This window comes from Endozoicomonas sp. PH6C (assembly GCF_059322965.1).
The window spans coordinates 2,743,924-2,764,124 of sequence record NZ_CP185342.1; the positions used below are offsets into that span (position 1 = coordinate 2,743,924).

Genomic DNA, 20,201 nt, shown 5'->3' on the forward strand with positions numbered 1-20,201 from the left:
TAAACGTTATAACCATTCATTCACAAAACCCATTTTGGGTCTCTAATCACAAGGTGTAAGGAGAAGTCAGGTTCATGAACAGGGTCAACCTTCTCTTCAGGAACTTTATTTATTTTCTGAGTCTCTCGCTGCTTTCATTGCAAATGGTTAAGGCCACTGAGTTGCCGGACTTTGACCGATTGTTTGAAGAGGCCTCGCCCGCAGTCGTTAATATCAGCACACTTGCGACCCCAAAACAGGGGCGTGGGCAGATTTATGGTCCGGGCGGCGAAGAGTTGCCCGAGATATTTCGTCGCTATTTTGGTTTACCGATGCCTGAGGCGCCTTCTGGTAAGCCGCAGCCCATGTCCCTGGGTTCCGGATTTATCATCTCTGATGATGGCTATATCCTTACTAACAATCATGTGGTGCAGGGTGCAGATAAAATTATCGTCAGACTGCATGATCGCAGTGAGAAGGTGGCCAAACTGATTGGTGCCGACAAGCGCTCTGATCTGGCGTTGCTTAAAATTGAGAGTGATGCCAGTTTGCCCGCAGTGAAGATGGGTAATTCGGAAGATATTAAACCGGGACAATGGGTGGCAGCTATTGGTTCACCCTTTAACTTTGAGTATTCCATCACCAAAGGCATTGTCAGTGCTCTGGACAGAAGTCTGCCCAGTGACGCCTATGTTCCATTCATTCAGACAGATGTGCCTATTAACCCGGGTAATTCCGGTGGCCCGCTGTTCAACATGAAGGGTGAAGTGATTGGTATCAATTCCCAGATTTTTACCCGCTCCGGTGGTTTCATGGGGCTGTCTTTCGCTATTCCTTCGGACCATGTTGAATGGGCTGTTGAACAGCTTAAGGATAAAGGCTACGTCTCTCGTGGCTGGCTGGGGGTGGCTATTCAGGAGGTGGATCGCGATCTGGCAGAGTCTTTTGGTCTTGAAAAGCCGATGGGGGCCCTGATCAGTCAGATTGTGCCCAGTGGACCTGCAGACAAAGCCAAGTTGCAACCAGGCGATATCATTACCCGGGTCAATGGTCGTGAGATCATGAGATCTGGTGCTCTTCCCATGGCAATTGGTGTTATCAAGCCGGAAGACAAGGCAACGCTTGAGCTGATTCGTGAAGGCAAGAAAAAAATCATTAAGGTGGAAGTCGGCGAGTTGCCTGATGAGCAGGGGCAGGGCTCAGAACGTCCTCAAAGCACAGATATTAAAAAGAACCGTCTGGGCATCCAGGTCGAAGCCCTCAATGATGACTATCGCAACAAGTTGCGCCTTGAAAAGAGTGTTAAAGGAGTGGTGGTGACTGGCGAAATTTCAGGTGTGGGTCGATCCATTGGTCTTCGTAAAGGGGATGTTATCACAGATCTGAATAATGACCGTATTCAATCAGTTAAGGACTTTAACAAGGTAGTGGCTGATCTTCCTGTAGATCGCTCGGTTTCCATGAGGGTAATTCGTGGTGGGCAGTCAGGCTACATCACATTCCGGCTGACCGAATAATTCAGTTCTGGTTGGGGTTTCAGGTCTTCAGGGGTGATCTGTATCTTCAGATGCTGTAGACTTCGTCTGAATTTACAGCAGCTTCGCGCCTTTGTTTCAGGCTCGCGAAGACCCTGCAAGCTGAACAACTGTCCTCGTGAAAGAGATTGAGCTCTGAACGGGGACAAATTTTTTGTAGTGATGCAATCGTGAGCGACTTAAGTCATATCAGGAATTTCTCCATTATTGCCCATATCGACCACGGTAAGTCGACGCTGGCAGATCGCTTTATCCAGTCCTGCGGAGGGTTAAGTGATCGTGAAATGCAAGCCCAGGTTCTTGACTCCATGGAACTTGAGCGTGAGCGTGGTATTACCATCAAGGCGCAGAGTGTCACTCTGGACTATACCGCTAAAGACGGTATCACCTACCAGTTGAATTTCATTGATACGCCCGGACACGTAGACTTTTCCTATGAAGTTTCACGTTCTCTTTCTGCCTGTGAAGGTGCTCTGTTGGTAGTGGATGCTGCTCAGGGCGTTGAAGCTCAGTCTGTGGCAAACTGTTACACCGCAATCGAGCAAGGGCTGGAAGTGATGCCCGTGCTGAATAAAATGGATCTGCCTCAGGCAGAACCTGAGCGAGTTGCGCAGGAAATCGAAGAAATTATCGGTATTGATGCCCTGGATGCAGTCCGCTGCTCCGCCAAGAGTGGTCTGGGTATTGACGATGTGCTTGAGCGTCTGGTTCAGACTATTCCTGCTCCAGAAGGTGATGTCGACGGTGAGTTGCAGGCCTTGATTATTGATTCATGGTTTGATAACTATCTTGGTATTGTATCTCTGGTCCGTGTCAAGAACGGTACCTTGAAGAAAGGTGACAAGGTGCTTGTCAAATCGACTGGCCAGACCCACGGCGTAGATAATGTGGGTATCTTCTCTCCAAAGATGGATGCTACTGGTGAACTGAAAGCGGGTGAAGTCGGCTATGTTATCGCCGGCATCAAGGACATTCATGGAGCACCAGTGGGTGATACCCTGACTCTGGCAAAAACACCGGGTGTTCAGGAGCTACCAGGTTTTCAGAAGGTCAAACCTCAAGTTTATGCAGGTCTTTTCCCGGTCAGCTCTGACGACTTTGAGTCTTTCCGTGAAGCCCTGGAAAAACTGAGTCTTAATGATGCTTCTTTGTTCTACGAGCCTGAAAGCAGTGATGCCCTGGGCTTTGGTTTCCGCTGTGGCTTCCTGGGTATGCTGCATATGGAGATCATTCAGGAGCGACTTGAACGTGAATATAACCTGGATCTGATTACTACTGCACCGACGGTTATCTACCAAGTAGAGCTGAAAAATGGCGATCTGGTAGAGGTTGATAACCCATCCAAACTACCAGATCCAGCTGGTATCCAGGAAATCAGGGAGCCCATCGTTCAGGCAAATATTCTGGTTCCCCAGGATTATCTGGGTAACGTGATCTCCCTGTGTGTTGAGCGTCGGGGAGTTCAGAAAGACATGCAGTTCACTGGCAGCCAGGTGGCAATAACCTATGATATGCCTATGAACGAGGTGGTTCTGGATTTTTTTGATCGTCTGAAGTCTGTTAGTCGCGGTTTTGCGTCTTTGGACTACAGTTTTGATCGTTTTGAAATGGCCAACATGGTTAAGCTGGATATTCTGATCAATGGTGAGAAAGTTGATGCACTGGCTCTGATTGCTCATAGAGATCATGCAGTCTCCAGAGGTCGTTCACTGGCTGAAAAGATGAAAGAGATTATCCCGCGCCAGATGTTTGATGTGGCCATTCAGGCTGCAGTAGGTGGTCAGATCTGTGCACGGACCACTGTTAAGGCGCTGCGCAAGAATGTGACTGCGAAATGTTACGGTGGTGATGCTTCTCGTAAGCGTAAGCTGCTTGAGAAGCAGAAAGCAGGTAAGAAACGGATGAAGCAGGTGGGGCGGGTTGAAATTCCTCAGGAAGCTTTTCTTGCTGTGCTTAAGGTAGATAAATAACTGACCTTTGATAAAAAGTGTCAGGGTTACTCAATGGAGAGTCTGTCATAACAGGCGGGCTTCCCATGAATATGAAAAAACATCCCGTTGAGGCAGCTTAGATTCTGCCTTGGCAGCAATTTTGGTAGAAAAAAGATCGGGTATCTGAGAACAAATAACCATGGATATTAATTTTCCACTGCTGTTGGTTCTGGCGGTTTTTATTACAGGTCTGGTTGCGCTGTTTGACAGGCTGGTTCTATTGCCCAAAAGAAAGGCGGCCATAGAAAGCTTCAACTCCAGTTCGGGTTCTGAGCCGGACGAGGAGACTCTGGTCAGTCTGGAGAAAGAGCCCAGTATTGTTGAGACCTCGAAGTCGATATTTCCGGTTCTGGCTCTGGTGCTGGTGGTCCGGTCTTTTCTCTTTGAGCCCTTTCAGATTCCCTCCGGTTCCATGATACCTACCCTGCAGGTGGGAGACTTTATTTTGGTAAACAAGTTTGAATACGGACTTCGTCTACCGGTCATTGGTACCAAAATTGTCTCCATCAATGAGCCAGAGCGTGGCGATGTTATGGTCTTCAAGGAGCCACAAAATCCGAATATCAATTTTATCAAGCGGGTGATTGGTATACCGGGAGATGAAATTCGCTATTTGAACAAGAAACTCACCATCAATGGCAAGCCGGTTCCCGAGAAATACATCGCGCAACTGAGGGATGAAAGTCGAGCTTATCAGCTGTTTGAAGAGACCATTGATGATAAAAGCTTCGAGATTCGCAAGGACCTGGGCGTGAGAAGTCTGCGAGCTGAAGGAATCTGGGTCATTCCCCAAGGGCAGTATTTTATGATGGGGGATAACCGGGATCGCAGTAACGACAGTCGATATTGGGGAACCGTGCCTGAGAAGAATATTGTCGGTAAAGCCGTTTATATCTGGATGCACTGGCCGAGCTGGACTCAGCTGCCCGGTTTCAAGAATAATGGGACAATAAATTAATTATTCTCTCGGTTTGGCTCTGCCTGTTACGGTGAGCAGAGACAGAGTTGTCCCGGGGTTTAAAAAACGGACAATAATAGCCCGGCGGGAGGGATCATGACCGTTGCAAAAAACAGACAAAAAGGACTGAGTACTTTGGGCTGGCTGGTAGCTATACTGGTCGGTGGTTTTATGATCATGTTGACTCTCAAGGTGACACCGGTCTATCTGGATGATTATGCCATCAAGAAAGTGCTGACGTCTTTGGATACCAGGCCAGGTATTAAAGAAGCGGGAGTGCAGCAGGTAAGAGAATGGCTAAATAAGGGGCTCTCGACTAACCGGGTGCAGCTGGCCAGGGAAGAATCCAATGTTCTTCGGAATAAGGGCCAGTCGGTGGCGGTTGAAATCAATTATGAGCGTCGTGTACATCTGGTGCACAACGCTGATCTTGTATTAACTTTTGAACATAACTGGAATGCTAAAACTCAGTGAAGACTGATGAACTTGCCCGGCTGGAAAGACGGCTGGGCTATACATTTTCTGATCGTAACCGGCTGGAGCTGGCTCTGACCCACAGGAGCTGTGGCAGTCGTAATAATGAACGACTCGAATTCCTTGGGGATTCCATCGTTAACTTTGTCATCGCAGAAGCTCTGTTTGAGCGTTTTCCTGATGCCCGGGAAGGCCAGCTAAGCCGACTGCGTGCTCGTATGGTACGAGGAGCGACACTGGCTGAAATTGGCCGTGAATTCCAGTTGGGAGACTCTCTGCGATTGGGTTCGGGTGAGTTGAAGAGTGGTGGCTATCGTCGCGAATCCATTTTGGCGGATGCGGTAGAAGCGATTATTGGTGCCATCTATCTGGATGCTGGCATGGAGGCTTGTCGTGCGCGTATTCGCAGCTGGTTTACTGATCGTTTGGCAGGGCTCTCCGTCACCGATCAGCAGAACAAGGACCCTAAAACCCGTCTGCAAGAGTTCCTTCAGGCTCGTCAGAATCCTCTGCCAAAATATCGGGTGTTGAATATTGAAGGTGATGCCCATGATCAGGTGTTCACTGTGGTTTGTGAGCTGGAAAGTCTGGACATAACCACTGAAGGTCAGGGGCCCAGTCGTCGAGGGGCAGAGCAGCAAGCTGCCCGTTTTGCATTGGAAAAACTGCGAGTAGATAATCAATGATTTCAGCCGTGACCGGATCTGAAGCAGTGACTGAAGGTCAACGATGTGGCTACGTGGCAATTGTCGGGCGCCCTAATGTAGGTAAATCAACGCTGCTCAACCATGTTCTGGGACAGAAGCTGTCCATTACCTCCCGCCGTCCCCAGACCACACGACACCAGGTTCTTGGTATAAAGACGGAAGATAATGTACAAACCATATTTGTGGATACCCCCGGTATGCACAAAGTGGAAAAGAAGGCCATTAACCGTTACATGAACCGTGCTGCCAGCAGTGCTCTGACCGGTGTTGATGCCGTCGTGTTTGTTGTCGATCGTTTGACCTGGACCGAAGAAGACCAACTCGTGCTCACTAAACTCAGTCATGCCAAGTGTCCGATTATTCTGGTACTGAACAAGGTCGATCGTCTCAAGGAACGCAAAGAAGAGCTGATGCAGTTTATGCAGGAAGTTTCTGATAAGGCGAACTTTAAAGCTATTATTCCGGTGTCGGCTCTGCACGGTCATAACCTGAAAGAACTGGAAAAATTGATTGCTGATCTGATGCCTGAGAGTATTCACTTCTTCCCGGAAGACCAGATCACTGATCGCAGTTCCCGCTTCATGGCCGCTGAGCTGATTCGTGAAAAGATCATGCGTCAGCTGGGTGACGAACTGCCTTACGAAATGACGGTTGAGATCGAAGAGTTCAAGCAGGAAATGCGTCCAAAAGGCCCATTGCTGGTCATCAGTGGTCTGATTCTGGTTGAACGCTCCAGTCAAAAGGCGATTGTCATTGGTGATAAGGGTGCCAGACTGAGACAGATCGGTCAGGAAGCCCGGATTGATATGGAAAAAATGTTCGACAGCAAGGTCATGTTGAATCTCTGGGTTAAGGTCAGGGGAGGCTGGTCTGATGATGACAGGGCTCTGAAAAGCCTTGGCTACGACTTCGACTGATGAATGAACTGAGCGCAGCCTGGATGCTGCACAGCAGACCCTACAAGGAGCGCTCTGTTATTGCTGAATTCCTGGTGAAAGACCATGGCCGTATTGCCATGGTTATCAGAGGGGTTCGTCAGGCAAAATCCCGCTCCTGGGCTATTCAGCCCTTTACCCGGCTCTTCGTCAGTTGGAGAGGGCGGTCAGAACTGAAAACTCTCAACAGCTTTGAAACCGCTGCCGCCATAAACCTGAAGGGACAATCACTCTACTGTGGTTTTTATCTGAATGAACTCTTGATGCGTTCAGTGTTGCCAGGACAGCATGTTGAGGGGTTGTTCGACCTGTACAGTGCTGTGCTGCAACAACTGACTTCGGGAGCGCCTCTGCAACCTTTGTTGAGAGTGTTTGAGATTGAATTGCTGGAAATAACTGGCTACGCCCCGTCATTGACTTCTGACGCTGCATCAGGGACAGACATAAAACCCGATCTGCTTTATGAATTCAAAGCCGGAGTGGGTTTTATACCTGTTCTTGAGCTTAGGGAAAAAGACCGGTCCCACTATTTTTCCGGAGAGCTGCTGCTGTCTCTGGCAGAGAGGCGTTTTGACAAGGTTCGGCATTATCCGGGCTATAAACGATTAACCCGTCTGGCACTGGTTCCTCTGGTGGGAGAGAAGCCGCTGAAAAGTCGGGAATTTTTCCGTACCAGGGAGAAGTTTGTCTCATGATTCCTCACAACCGCATCCTGCTGGGTGTGAACATTGATCATATCGCAACCATCCGTCAGGCCCGGGGAGGTACTTACCCTGATCCGGTTCAGGCCGCCATTGAGGCGGAGCAGGCAGGAGCCGATGGTATCACTCTGCATTTGCGTGAAGATCGCCGTCATATTCTGGATCGGGATGTCAGGCTGATTCGCCATGTACTTCAGACCCGTATGAATCTGGAGATGGCTGCTACGGAAGAAATGTTAGCCATTGCTGAAGAGGTTCTGCCTCATGCGGTTTGCCTGGTACCCGAAAAACGCGAAGAGCTGACCACCGAAGGGGGGCTGGATATTGTTGGACAGATGTCTTCCACCTCCTCTGCCTGCTCGCGAATGGCAAAGGCTGGTATTGAAGTTTCTCTTTTCATTGATCCGGATCTGGGGCAGATAGAAGCTTCTGTGGAAGCGGGAGCGCCTGTCATTGAACTACATACTGGTGCATACGCCGATGCAGAAACACCAGAAGCTATGCAGGTAGAGCTGGACAGGCTGAAAAAAGCCACTGAGTTTGCCCTGTCTAAAGGCTTAATAGTGAATGCCGGGCATGGTTTGAACTATCAGAACGTGGAGCCTGTTGCTGCTATCAATGGCATGAATGAATTGAATATTGGTCATTCTATTATTGGTCGGGCATTTTTTAGCGGATTGAAAACTGCCGTGAAAGAGATGAAGACCTTAATGCTGAGAGCTTCTCTTCATAAATGATTGCAGGCATAGGCACGGATATCGCCAGTATTGCGCGATTCAGGAAAATCCTGGAGCGGCGGGCAGAGGCCTTTGCCCGCCGAATTCTTACGGATTCCGAGCTGGAAATCTTTGCGTCTCACCCCCAGCAGGCAGCCTGGCTGGCCAAACGCTTTGCGGCCAAGGAAGCCGCTTCCAAGGCTCTGGGAACCGGCATAGGCAAGGTTTCGTTTCGGCATCTTGAGACATTCAGTGATGAGAGGGGCGCACCTCGTATGCGTTTTTTGGACTACGCCCGGGAACTTCAAAAAGAGAGGGGGATAAAAGCGATCCATCTGAGCCTCTCTGATGAAGCAGAGCATGCTATCGCTTTTGTTATCCTTGAGTGCTAACCCTGATTGTTATTACTCTTGTGGTTAGACCTTGTCGCTGGCTATTTCTCAAGATACAGGCTCTCTTTAATTTCACGTGTGTTTTTGCATCTCCCAAACCGGGACCCAGAAGTTAACAACTCGTTCCCACGCTCTGCGTGGGAATGCATACCTCCCCTGAAAAGCTTACTCTACAGCGCGAGATAGGTATGGGTTCCCACGCTGGGACCCACAGGACCTGAAAGCATGGGAATCAGAGTTTTGCAACAGCCTCTGGTTGGTGGAGGATATCAATAAGAGCGGCCCAAACAATGCCATCTATTCCGTGGCTGAGTTAGCTTTGTCTTCCGGTTTTGGTACAGCCGCATCAATATCAGAAGGATTCCCTTCCAGATCATCTCCAGCGTCGTTAGGGCCATATAAATAGCTGGGCCCGGGATGCTCTTGCAGCATTTCTTTTCCGGATTCAAGCTCACTGTCAGCGGCGTCAACTTCAAGAGAATGTCTCACCTCAAAGGTTCGGGTAGCAATATTAAATGTGACGTCAACAGCTACTGATTCTCCAGTTTTTGTGAAATTAGCCGGACTGACACGAAAAACACTCCTGAGCTTATCTGTAACGTCGTCATTGGCACATAAATAGCTCGTCCCGGGATATAGACTCAGCATTTCTAGCCAGGACTCAGCTTCGCGGTAAGCTGATCTAACTTCAAGAGGATTCTCCATCGTGAACATGGCTTCTATTAAATCGTCGGCTAAAATTGCCTTGTTCACCGAGTTAAAATGCCATGCATTATAGAATTCAGCATTATCAGGAACATGAATGGCGAACAAGCAACCATTAATCTCTGTAGCTTGAACATTCTCATTGATCCCAATCCATTCACGTTCATCCACATGCAATTGTAAGATTTTATTATCATTGTTTTCTGAATTATCATCAGAAGTCTTAATAGAATATGAAGACAATCCTCTAGTCTCAAAGCGATATCTATAATCAGAAGTGTCTATAAAGCGAGGGGCTTTATTTTTATCAAAATTTTCTATGATGGCTTTCTGCCTATCTGGCTCCATTAGCTTCTGGTAAGGACCCGCAGTAGATTGATTAGTTCCATAAGAGTTAAAATTATTCATAAGATTCTCCTTTACTTGGTTGTTGGGTTATTCCGTAGTCACTGCCCAGAATTTGCAGGCGCCTTTTGAACTCGATGAGTTGCAGCCCGGAAAAATCCGCGAGCTTCAGCTCAAAATGAACAACTGCGTCCTGTACTAATTTGGACGCAACCAAATAAAAAAAGTTCCAATCAAAAAGACACCCATAAATTTGCTTTACCATCCACCTGGTCTACTTTTTCACCCATCACTGATTTTTTACCCAGACAGGTGAGTTCATGGCCCAAGCTCGCAATACCCTGATTGATCCCGGCACAACGCCTTATTACCACTGCATGGCAAGATGTGTTCGTCAGGCTTACCTCTGTGGAGAGAACCACCTGACTGGCAAGAACTACGAGCATCGCCGTCAGTGGGTGGTGGATAAACTCCGGGAACTGGTTTCAGTCTTTGCTATCGAAGTCTGTGCTTACGCTGTCATGTCGAATCATTATCATGTGGTTTTGCACATCAATCAGTCATCTGCCAGAGGCTGGTCACGGAATCAAGTGCTTCACCGTTGGACGACCTTGTTCAGAGGTCCGCTTCTGGTGCAAAGGCATCTGGCCGCTGACAAGCTGGGCAGAGCTGAATTGGCCCGTATCGATGAATATGCTGAGGAATACCGGCGTCGTTTAACGGATATCAGCTGGTTTATGCGCTGCCTGAATGAACATCTTGCTCGTGAGGCCAACAAAGAAGACGAGTGTAAAGGACGCTTCTGGGAAGGACGCTTTAAAAGCCAGGCATTGCTGGACGAAGCAGCGTTACTGACCTGCATGACCTACGTTGACTTGAATCCGATTCGGGCTGGAAAGGTAGAAACACCGGAAGAATCAGACTACACGTCGATTCAGGAACGCGTAGAGCAGGGTACACATTCTGAGACTAAAAATCAGCCGCTGACCCTGAAACCTTTTTGTTTGCAGGGCCAGAATACGGACGTTGCCCTTCCGTACCTTCTTCACGACTATCTGGAACTGGTTGACTGGAGTGGCCGCATTGTCAGGGCAGACAAGAAAGGTTCCATCCCGTCGTGTACCCCTCCGATTCTTGAAAGATTGGACATTGATCCGGATGAGTGGCTGAAAACCATGCAATGGAATAATCGTTTTTATCGGGCAGTTGGCCGTCTGAAGGCGATGAAGGCTTATGCACTTGAAGCCGGACAGAAGTGGCTTCGAGGTTTAAACGCTTGCAGTCGTTTGTACCTGACAGGTTAGCGTAGAAGTCAGTTAAGACGTCAAAGACCCTCTCTTTATCTCTCTTCGACTTATGTCGGAATGTATTTGTATTGCCTGAATTATGGCTTGAACAGCCTCTGTTCGTTGGGTGGCGCTGTGTGGTTCGTTGATACGCTACTTGAAGATAGATTTTTCTGATCCTTTTTGGGAGTACACATTTTTGAATGTCTTAATTTTTTATTTTTTTTTATGGGTGTCTTAATTTTTTATTTTTTTTATTTTTTTTATGGGTGTCTTAATTTTTTTTGGGTGTCTTAATTTTTTTACTAATCTCAGCATTGTCAGGTCTGGCTAAAACCTGTGGTCTGGGTGGCACTGGAGCATTTATGACTTACTTTTTTCTTTTCACTTCAAAGTCGGCCCTGATGCCATAGACCGACATTTCGATATTGGTGACCTTCATAAAGTCACTGCCAGAAGTAATAAAATGGTGACTACGATCAAAAACCCTGTTTTCCGAACTGTTATTAAACTCCAGATCATCACCGCTCACAGCAATAACAACATCGAGTATGGTGCTGGTCAGTATATCCTCGGAAACGTTGATTACGATCTTTGAGTCAGAATCAAGTCTGATTTTTCCGGTGGCGGAAAGCAGGGGGTTCATATTATTGAAATAATCAATCTTTGTAACTGTGATATTGGTGGTACCTCCGGAGCCATTAAAGTCAGCAACAACAGATTCCTGCAGCATTGACAAGGTACCCGCATTCCTCACATTACCACTGCTTTTCATAACTCCGAGGGATGCGACCGCTCCCGCATTATTATTAAAGTGTCCGTTACTCCAGTAACTTGCGGCAGTCAATGCTCCCGAATTGGTGGCCGTCAATGTGCTTCCGGAAATGTTCAGCCCCATAGAGACGTTAATATTGCCACCCACCCTGTTGCTAAAAGGGCCAGTAATATTCATATTACCGTCTATGTTGAGATAGCCTGAGTTATCGATACCGGCAGAATCATAATTTCCGGCCACAGAAAATCTATTGCCTTTGCCCATGACCTCTTCAGCCGTCGCTGGGGAAGCAAGAGTTACTGAAAGCGCTGCTATGACAGTCAAGTTAAAAAACGCTTTTTGAAAACCATCCATGGGTACTAAATCCTTAATTCCGGGTTGAAAAACAGGGCCTTCTACCTGAATAATGTGAGGCAGACAGGTTGTGAAGCACTCAAAAACCGTAAAGGTTCATCCTTGACCAGAAAAATTCCCAATGACCGGTCGAGCACACCAACGCTCTCAATGACAGCATAACTGAAGCTTCCAAGTCTTTACAACGTATGCCTGATTGCACATGTGCTCTTCAGCAATACTGGCAACAACATCTGCTGTGATCAGGCAGAGCAATCTGAATGAGATTGGCTCATTACTTGAGCAAACCTTCATTAACTGCAATTGCTTGCGAGAAGCGCTCTCATAAGAAGGACTCTCATGATCGTAAGGAGTGACAGTACCGGTGAGTGCGTTCGCTGCGTGACCAGCCGATAACCGGGCAGATTTGTTTGCAGTGTCCTAAGTCGGGCCTGATCTTGTAGGTTGAATGCTCTCCATAGCTTTAATCTCCTTGAAATGAAACCCTTACTTTATTCCGTTACCGGGCCTCTTTTTCTGCACTACATCAGTTCACAAAAGCGCACTCAGAAGGTGAAAATCAGAGTCATAGGATGACACACGAACGCTTTTTATCTTTCGGCTTTTCAAGCTAATCTCAACTTTCGGTTTCAGGTTCAACTTCAATCGGGCGCCCGGCTGCAGCCATAATATCCGGATCCGATTTCAGTCTGTCACTGAGATATTTGTAAATGTCGGCATTTTCGTAAGTGCGGGTATTTCCCAAGAGCACTGGCAGGACAAAGTCCTTGTCATTTTTAAGGGACTCAGTTGCATGGATCAAGACCATAGGGTTTTCTGCAATGAGGACTCTCAAGAGGGATTCGTTGTTTTTTACTGTCTGCCCGGCATATTTTATGGAATGAAAACTATATCGGGTAGCTGCCATAACCACATCTGGGGTATTTTTGAGATCGGTACTGGCATACTCAAGCGCAGGATAGCCAGGATCACTAATGGCAAGCATTACCAGAGGTTTATGCTTTTTGAGACGATCGCTGGCATATTCTAATAATCGCCCTCGCGATCCTATTGCAGACTTGGCTATTTCGAAATCATCCCTGAATGCGTCGGAGACATAACGGAATAACATCGGGTTTTGTTCTATCAGGAAAAGCACCAGGTCCTTATCGTGATCTAAATCAAAGTCCTCACGCAAGAGTGTAAAAGTAAGCTCCGGGTGGAAGTCTTCAATGACCATGTGGGTCAGCAGTTCCTTTATTATTCTTGCCGCATCATCGGGTTTGAGTCGTTTGCTGGCGTCGGCTAACATTTGGCGAAGTTCTGAACTTCTGTACGAGCCCTGAAATGCCTCAAGAGTTTCATGAGTATTTTTGGCCATTTCATGTAACAACTTGCATTCGTCGTCCAGATAATCAACGAACGCATAGTTTTTTTGACATTGATGCCTGTTGCGGCTTTCGAATACATCCACAACCAGGCAATGTTTGAATATCCAGTTATTTGCAGAGTCGCTCAGCCCGGTTTGAGACTTTTTAACCAGCGTTTCAAAATTCCATTCGTCAAGATTTTCACCGCGATTAAATTTGTTGATTGACATATCCAGGTCGGTCAGTCCGCTCAGAACAGTCACTAATTTCACAAAGCCCTCTTGTAATGCTTTTTTTGAATCAACCTGAGTGTATTCTATGGTCATTTTCCATGCATTTTTATTGAAACTGATTGCCATTGGCAGTGAATGACTATCAATCGATGCGCAGCGCAGTGTCTGGATCAAAAACCAGAAACGTTTCAATTTACCCTGTAAGTGTGTGTTTTCCTCGTCTTGGGAAAATTTATCAGAGATGTCGAGGCGGAGTGTACGGCCCTTGCCTCCCTCGGCCTGTTCCAGCATGGATATAGTGCAGACGTGTACTCCGAGTGTTGCACTGACAAAAGCGGCATCCACCATATTAAGTATCCGTAGCCTTAATGTGGCAAGTTTGCTCAGTACCGACATGCAATTGTCGTTTAATAGTCCCCAGGCGCCCTGGGGGAGTATATTAATCAGCACTTCGGTGTATGAAATTTTGGTGATTTGTCCCTGTCCTGATGCTGCTGCCACCGAGTCGAGTGCAAGAACGAATTTCTGATGAAGCCAGAAAATCAGGTCGTGGGCAGAACTAATATCGCGCACAAATCTGGACCGGGTCAGTTTTTGCAATCTATCCTGCAAGGTCTGGCAATCGCTTAGCCACTGTCTGAAATTTGCGGGCTGGTCGGGTAATTCCAGACCGGTGGTCAGCGGCAAGACTACCTTTAAGCGCAGTTTATCAATGGCATCTTTCAGGCTTTTGCATTGTTCTTCAAGGAGTCGGATTTCCTTGATAAGATTTTTGACTTGAGATGGTGCAGTATTCGATTCAGATGCTGTGGCCAGACCTAAAAAGTGTTGATAACCAGAGACAAACAGGTCTAAATCCTTCTGTAGTTGCTGAATCTCAAGGTCAAGTTGTTGTAATAGTTTCGATCGGTTTGCTGACATGCTGACTGCCTTACTTCGGCCCGGGCCAAGGCAGCGACTTGTTATACGGTCAGGGTGAAAATAGTCAAGCAACCGGTGATTCTGGCGATTCAGCCAGGCAAAACCGTCGTCGACACGGGTGAAGTCGGGTGGTTCCGCAGGACTGGTTGCGGCTGAGCTGATGATATCCTGACCGGAAATGGTGCTCTTGGCCTGCCAGAAGCCAGACTGGTCGCCGGTCAGCAAACAGGCTCCGGACTTGCCGGCAAAACTGCCTGCCACCAGTGTTACCTGTTGTCCGCTGCTCTGTCTTAATGCTTCAGAATACTGAGAACCAGCCAACAGACAGGGTATACCCGCCTGACGCAGGGTGATGGCAACATGATCGTTAGTTCCTCCCTGTTTGAACACGCAGCCACCCAGACGTTTTAAAATATCGGGTGCCAGCATCCAGTCACTGGCGTGATTGGCAAACAGAATGGTTCCGGGCGGAATCTGTTCCGCATTGACCGGTTCGGTGACCATCAGGGCGACACCACTGCAACAACCTTCACTGACCATGGTTCCTTTAGCCACTGGCAGGGTTGGCACAGGTGCAGAGAAACGGGTACTGCCCGGCAGCTGGGTCACTGGTCGACTCTGGAACATGTGGAGTTGCAGATCGCCATCCACGCCGAACTCAGCATCAATCGGGCAACAGAACATATCTTCCAGCTTTTCTATGTTTTTCTGCAGTTCTTGCAATATCTCGTCAGAGAGCATGATGTCTTTTGCATCGGTGGTTGCCGTGTTGCTGCGTTCGATATAACCCGCTTCACCGGTCTCTTCATCGGTGATTTTTTCCAGGACAAACTGTGTCGTAATATCACCCGGGGTAAATTGCCGATCTGGTTGACTGTTTTTATCGTCACTGCGCCTGATTGTATAGCGATGGGGGCGAATTCCTGTTGTTCCGGAGACCGCCCCCCGCGGCTGACCCAGAGCATATTCCACCTGAATGGCATTGTCCTGTAGTGTTGAGTGGCTGATCACTGCACCCCCCAGCAGGCAATGAATGCACTGCTGCAGGACCAGCGCCATGGGCTTTACCTGTCCGTTTGGACAGACTTCAGGCCGGTAGGCGGAGGACAGGACTTGCAGGCAGGTTTTCAGGATATCGCCGCCACCATGAACCCGGGAATCATAGCGACCGGCCTGGGCATTGCCGAAGCGGTCTTCATCAACGCCGGAACTGCGGACGATGCAGGCTTCGCTGGCTTGTTGCTGAAGCACGAAGTAGCGATGACGAATATCCTCGGCAGCACTGATATTTTCTACCTGTTGATAGAAGTCCTCACTGGCAATAAATTCGGATAACCCCTTGAGCCATTTTGATTGTTGCTGATGCGGTAGTTCGGTAACGGTCCTGCGCAATTGTTCCAGGCTGAATGATGCCTGACTTCGCGTGTCAATATCTGGCAAAAAGGGCAACAGGCATTTTGTGGGGAAAGGCTGTTGCTCGAGCCTGGCGATCAGGGCTGTGTCAACCACAGTGAAGGGTGGAACCGGTATCCTGGCCTGCTGCATACGGTGCAGAAACAGTCCCTTGCCGCCAAAAGAGGATCGGATTTGCTCGTCTGTGATGAGAGTAGAAATGCCAGCTGGCAAGTCATGGCAGGCAGGCTTGCTATTTTTCGTATCCGGGCGTTCGATACCACGAGCGGATAGCGGAGTAAAAGACGGGAAAGCTTCACCTGGATCAACCTCCATTAACCGCAGCTGCTTGTGAGGAGGGCTCTCATGATCGTTAGGAGTGATAGAACGGGTGAGTGCGTATGCTGCCTGAGCAGCCGACAACCTGGCGGATTTGTCCTCAGTCGGGCCTGTTCTTGTTGGTTGAATGCTCTCCATAGCTTTAATCTCCTTGATTTCTCTCCTTGAAATGAGACCCTTACTTTATTCCGCTACCGGGCCTCTTTGTCTGCACCACATCAGTTCACAAAAGCGTACTCAGAAGGTGAAAATCAGAGTCACAGGATGACACACGAACGCTTTTTATCTTTCGGCTTTTCAGGCTGATCTGAACTTGCGGTTTCAGGTTTAACTTTAATCGGGTGCCCGACTGCAGCCATAATATCCGGATCCGATTTCAGTCTGTCACTGAGACATTTGTAAATGTCGGCTTTTTCGTAACTGCGGATTTTCCCTGAGAGCAGCGGCAGGACAAAGTCCTTGTCATTTTTAAGGGACTCAGTTGCATAGATCAGGACCTTAGGGTTTTCTGCAATGAGGACTCTCAAGAGGGATTCGTTGTTTTTTGCCGTCTGCCCGGCATATTTTATGGAATTAAAATTATGTCGGGTAGCTGCCATAACCACATCAGGGGCATTTTTGAGATCGGTACTGGCAAAAGCAAGCGCAACACAGGTAACATCACTAATGGCAAGCATTACCAGCGGTTTATGCTTTTTGAGACGATCGCTGGCATATTTTAATAACCGCCCTTGCGATCCTATTGCAGACTTGGCTATTTCGAAATCATCCCTGAATGCGTCGGAGACATAACGGAATAACATAGGGTTTTGTTCTATCAGGAAAAGCACCAGTTCCCTATCGAGATCTAAATTAAAGTCCTCACGCAAGAGTGTAAAAGCAAGATCTGGGTGGAAGTCTTCAATGACCATATGGGTCAGCAGTTCCTTTGTTATTCTTGCCGCATCATCGGGTTTGAGCTGTTTGCTGGCATCGGCTAACATTTGGCGAAGTTCTGAACTTCTGTACCAGGCCCGAAATGCCTCAAGAGTTTCATGAGTTTTTTTGGCCATTTCATGTAACAACTTGCATTCGTCGTCCAGATAATCAACGAACGCATAGTTTTTGTAACATTGGAGCAGGTCGCGGCTTTCGAATACATCCACTATCAGGCAATGTTTGAATATCCAGTTATTTACAGAGTCACTCAGCCCGGTTTGAGACTTTTTAACCAGCGTTTCAAAATTCCATTCGTCAAGATTTTTACCGCGATTAAATTTGTTAATTGACATATCCAGGTCGGTCAGTCCTCTCAGAATAGTCACTAAATTCACAAAGCCCTCTTGTAATGATTTTTTTGAATCAACCTGTGTGTATTCTATGGTCATTTTCCATGCATTTTTATTGAAACTGATTGCCATTGGCAGTGAATGACTATCAATTGATGCGCAGCGCAGTGTCTGGACCAAAAACCAGAAACGCTTCAATTTACCCTGTAAGTGTGTGTTTTCCTGGTCTTCAGAAAATCTATCAGAGATGTCGAGGCGGAGTGTACGGCCCCTGCCTCCTTCGGCCTCTTCCAGCATGCTTATCGTGCAGACGTGCACTCCGAGTTTCGCACTGACAAAAGCGGCATCCACCATATTAAGCATGCGTAGACTTGCTATGGGAAGTTTGTTCGCTACCGACATGCAATTGTCGTTTAATAGTCCCAAAGCGCCCTGAGGGAGTATATTAATCAGCACTCTGGTGTTGGTAATTTTGGTGATTTGTCCCTGCCCTGATGCTTCTGCCACCGAGTCGAGTGCAAGAACGAATTGCTGATGAAGCCAGTAAACCAGGTCGTGGGCAGAACTAATATTGAGTATAAATGTGGGCCGGGTCAGTTTTTGCAATGTATCTTGCAAGGTCTGGCAATCGCTTAGCCACTGTCTGAAATTCGCGGGCTGGTCGGGTAATTCCAGCTCGGTGGTCAGTGGCAAGACCACCTTTAAGCGCAGCTTATCAATGGCATCTTTCAGGCTTTTGCAGTGTTTTTCAAGGAGATGGATTTCCACGGTAAAGGGTTTGACTTTGGATGGTGCAGTATTTGATTCAGATGCTGTGGCCAGACCTAAAAAGTGCTGATAACCAGAGACAAACAGGTCTAAATCCTTCTGTAGTTGCTGAATCTCAAGGTCAAGTTGTTGTAATAGTTTCGATCGGTTTGCTGACATGCTGACTGCCTTACTTCGGCCCGGGCCAAGGCAGCGACTTGTTATACGGTCAGGGTGAAAATAGTCAAGCAACCGGTTATTCTGGCGATTCAGCCAGGCAAAACCGTCGTCGACACGGGTGAAGTCGGGTGGTTCCGCAGGACTGGTTGCGGCTGAGCTGATGATATCCTGACCGGAAGTGGTGCTCTTGGCCTGCCAATAGGCAGACTGGTCGCCTGACAGCAAACAGGCGCCGGGGCTGCCGGCAAAACTGCCTGCCACCAGTGTTACCTGTTCTCCGCTGCTCTGTTTTAATGCCTCAGAATACTGAGAACCAGCCAACAGACAGGGTACACCCGCCTGACGCAGGGTAATGGCAACATGATCGTTGGTTCCCCCCTGTTTGAACACACAGCCGCCCAGACGTTTTAAAATATCGGGCGCAAGCATCCAGTCACTGGCGTGATTGGCAAACAGAATGGCACCGGGTGGAATCTGTTCCGCATTGACCGGTTCGGTGACCATCAGGGCGACACCACTGCAACAACCTTCGCTGACCATGGTTCCTTTAGCCAGTGGCAGGGTTGGCACAGGTGCAGAGAAACGGGTACTGCCCGGCAGCTCGGTCACTGGTCGACTTTGGAACACGTGGAGTTGCAGATCGCTATCCACGCCGAACTCAGCATCGATCGGGCAACAGAACATATCTTCCAGCTTTTCTATGTTTTTCTGCAGCTCTTGCAATATCTCGTCAGAGAGCATGATGTCTTTTGCATCGGTGGTTGCCGTGTTGCTGCGTTCGATATAACCCGCTTCACCGGTCTCTTCATCGGTGATTTTTTCCAGGACAAACTGTGTCGTAATATCACCCGGGGTAAATTGCCGATCTGGTTGACTGTTTTCGTCGTCACTGCGCTTGATCGAATAACGATGGGGGCGGATACCTGTGGTTCCGGAGACCGCCCCCCGGGGTTGACCCAGTGCATATTCCACCTCAATGGTATTGTCCTTTAGTGTTGAGTGGCTGATCACTGCGCCCCCCAGCAGGCAATGAATGCACTGCTGCAGGATCAGCGCCATGCGCTTTACCTGTCCTTTTGGACAGACTTCAGGCCGATAGGCGGATGACAGGACTTGCAGGCAGGTTCTCAGGATATCGCCGCCACCATGAACCCGGGAATCATAGCGACCGGCCTGGGCGTTGCCGAAGCAGTCTTCATCAACGCCGGAACTGCGAACGATGCAGGCTTCGCTGGCTTGTTGCCGAAGCATGAAGTAGCAATGACGAATATCCCGGGCAGCACTGATATTTTCTACCTGTTGATAGAAATCCTCACTGGCAATAAATTCGGATAACCCCTTGAGCCATTTTGATTGTTGCTGATGCGGTAGTTCGGTAATGATCGTGCGTAATTGTTCCAGGCTGAATGATGCCTGACCCCGCGTGTCAATATCTGGCAAAAAAGGCAACAGGCATTTTGCGGGAAAAGACTGTTGCTCCAGCCTGGCGATCAGGGTTGTGTCAACCACAGTGAAGGGTGGAACCGGGATCCCGGCCTGCTGCATACGCTGCAGAAACAGCCCCTTGCCGCCCACGAAGGCCCGGGATTGCCTGTCATCGGTGGCTGGCAAGGTGGCAGGTTGCAAGTTATGGCTGGCAGACCCGCAGTTATCCGTATTCGGAAGTTTGATATCACGATCAGGTAGTTGAGGACAAGAGAGAACGGTTTTATCTGAATCATCCGTCATGTGCCCCACGCAAGGAGGCGAGTCTTGCCCGGCAGAAATAACAGAATGAGCGAATGCCCGTCCGATGCAGCGGTCTGCTGCACTGGCAGATTCGGGCAAAGTAAAGCCCGTCGTTGTTGGTTGAGTCTTTTCCATGACTGTGATCTCCTTAATCCCTCTTACCTTTGACCGGTGCTTTTGAAAAAAGTTTC

The 20,201-nt window shown here is 48.3% G+C and carries 14 protein-coding genes; 10 read left to right on the plus strand and 4 right to left on the minus strand.

Going from position 1 to position 20,201, the window contains the following annotated elements:
- Positions 1-74: 74 nt before the first annotated feature.
- The 9 genes from ACOMG9_RS10325 to acpS all read left to right on the plus strand — a co-directional run bounded on the left by ACOMG9_RS10325 (position 75) and on the right by acpS (position 8,388).
- Entirely contained in the window at positions 75-1,496 is a 1,422-nt protein-coding gene (locus tag ACOMG9_RS10325; RefSeq protein ID WP_448216823.1) for a DegQ family serine endoprotease, read from the plus strand.
- Between the two features lie 188 nt (positions 1,497-1,684).
- The gene (gene lepA / locus ACOMG9_RS10330) at positions 1,685-3,484 is read left to right on the plus strand and encodes a translation elongation factor 4 (RefSeq protein ID WP_494530225.1); all 1,800 of its coding nucleotides are present in this window, start codon (positions 1,685-1,687) and stop codon (positions 3,482-3,484) included.
- A gap of 160 nt (positions 3,485-3,644) precedes the next feature.
- Positions 3,645-4,463 (plus strand): signal peptidase I, encoded by an 819-nt coding sequence (lepB, locus tag ACOMG9_RS10335; RefSeq protein WP_448216825.1) that lies wholly within the window; start codon positions 3,645-3,647, stop codon positions 4,461-4,463.
- 96 nt (positions 4,464-4,559) lie between these two features.
- A complete protein-coding gene (locus ACOMG9_RS10340; protein ID WP_422133542.1) occupies positions 4,560-4,937 on the plus strand; it encodes a DUF4845 domain-containing protein in 378 nt (125 codons plus the stop codon).
- Complete coding sequence (gene rnc, locus ACOMG9_RS10345; RefSeq protein WP_422133543.1) at positions 4,934-5,623, plus strand: ribonuclease III; 690 nt, start codon at positions 4,934-4,936, stop codon at positions 5,621-5,623. Before ACOMG9_RS10340 ends, rnc begins: the two co-directional genes overlap by 4 nt.
- Positions 5,620-6,561 (plus strand): GTPase Era, encoded by a 942-nt coding sequence (gene era, locus ACOMG9_RS10350; protein ID WP_422133544.1) that lies wholly within the window; start codon positions 5,620-5,622, stop codon positions 6,559-6,561. Before rnc ends, era begins: the two co-directional genes overlap by 4 nt.
- Positions 6,561-7,274 (plus strand): DNA repair protein RecO, encoded by a 714-nt coding sequence (recO, locus tag ACOMG9_RS10355; protein ID WP_422133545.1) that lies wholly within the window; start codon positions 6,561-6,563, stop codon positions 7,272-7,274. Before era ends, recO begins: the two co-directional genes overlap by 1 nt.
- Entirely contained in the window at positions 7,271-8,017 is a 747-nt protein-coding gene (gene pdxJ / locus ACOMG9_RS10360; protein ID WP_448216826.1) for a pyridoxine 5'-phosphate synthase, read from the plus strand. The genes recO and pdxJ overlap by 4 nt, the downstream gene beginning before the upstream one ends.
- On the plus strand, positions 8,014-8,388 hold the full coding sequence (acpS, locus tag ACOMG9_RS10365; RefSeq protein ID WP_448216827.1) for a holo-ACP synthase: 375 nt from the start codon (positions 8,014-8,016) through the stop codon (positions 8,386-8,388). Before pdxJ ends, acpS begins: the two co-directional genes overlap by 4 nt.
- 297 nt (positions 8,389-8,685) lie before the next feature.
- Here acpS and ACOMG9_RS10370 read toward each other — a convergent pair whose 3' ends face one another.
- Entirely contained in the window at positions 8,686-9,501 is an 816-nt protein-coding gene (locus tag ACOMG9_RS10370; RefSeq protein WP_448216828.1) for a hypothetical protein, read from the minus strand.
- A gap of 257 nt (positions 9,502-9,758) precedes the next feature.
- On the opposite strand from ACOMG9_RS10370, the gene ACOMG9_RS10375 reads away from it, so the two are divergent.
- Complete coding sequence (locus ACOMG9_RS10375; RefSeq protein WP_448216829.1) at positions 9,759-10,742, plus strand: transposase; 984 nt, start codon at positions 9,759-9,761, stop codon at positions 10,740-10,742.
- Between the two features lie 352 nt (positions 10,743-11,094).
- Here ACOMG9_RS10375 and ACOMG9_RS10380 read toward each other — a convergent pair whose 3' ends face one another.
- The 3 genes from ACOMG9_RS10380 to ACOMG9_RS10390 all read right to left on the minus strand — a co-directional run bounded on the left by ACOMG9_RS10380 (position 11,095) and on the right by ACOMG9_RS10390 (position 20,145).
- Positions 11,095-11,853, minus strand: a complete 759-nt coding sequence (locus ACOMG9_RS10380) for a hypothetical protein (RefSeq protein ID WP_448216830.1) — start codon at positions 11,851-11,853, stop codon at positions 11,095-11,097.
- 616 nt (positions 11,854-12,469) lie between these two features.
- Entirely contained in the window at positions 12,470-16,225 is a 3,756-nt protein-coding gene (locus tag ACOMG9_RS10385; RefSeq protein WP_448216831.1) for a DUF4116 domain-containing protein, read from the minus strand.
- A gap of 119 nt (positions 16,226-16,344) precedes the next feature.
- On the minus strand, positions 16,345-20,145 hold the full coding sequence (locus ACOMG9_RS10390) for a DUF4116 domain-containing protein (protein WP_494530226.1): 3,801 nt from the start codon (positions 20,143-20,145) through the stop codon (positions 16,345-16,347).
- Positions 20,146-20,201: the final 56 nt, after the last annotated feature.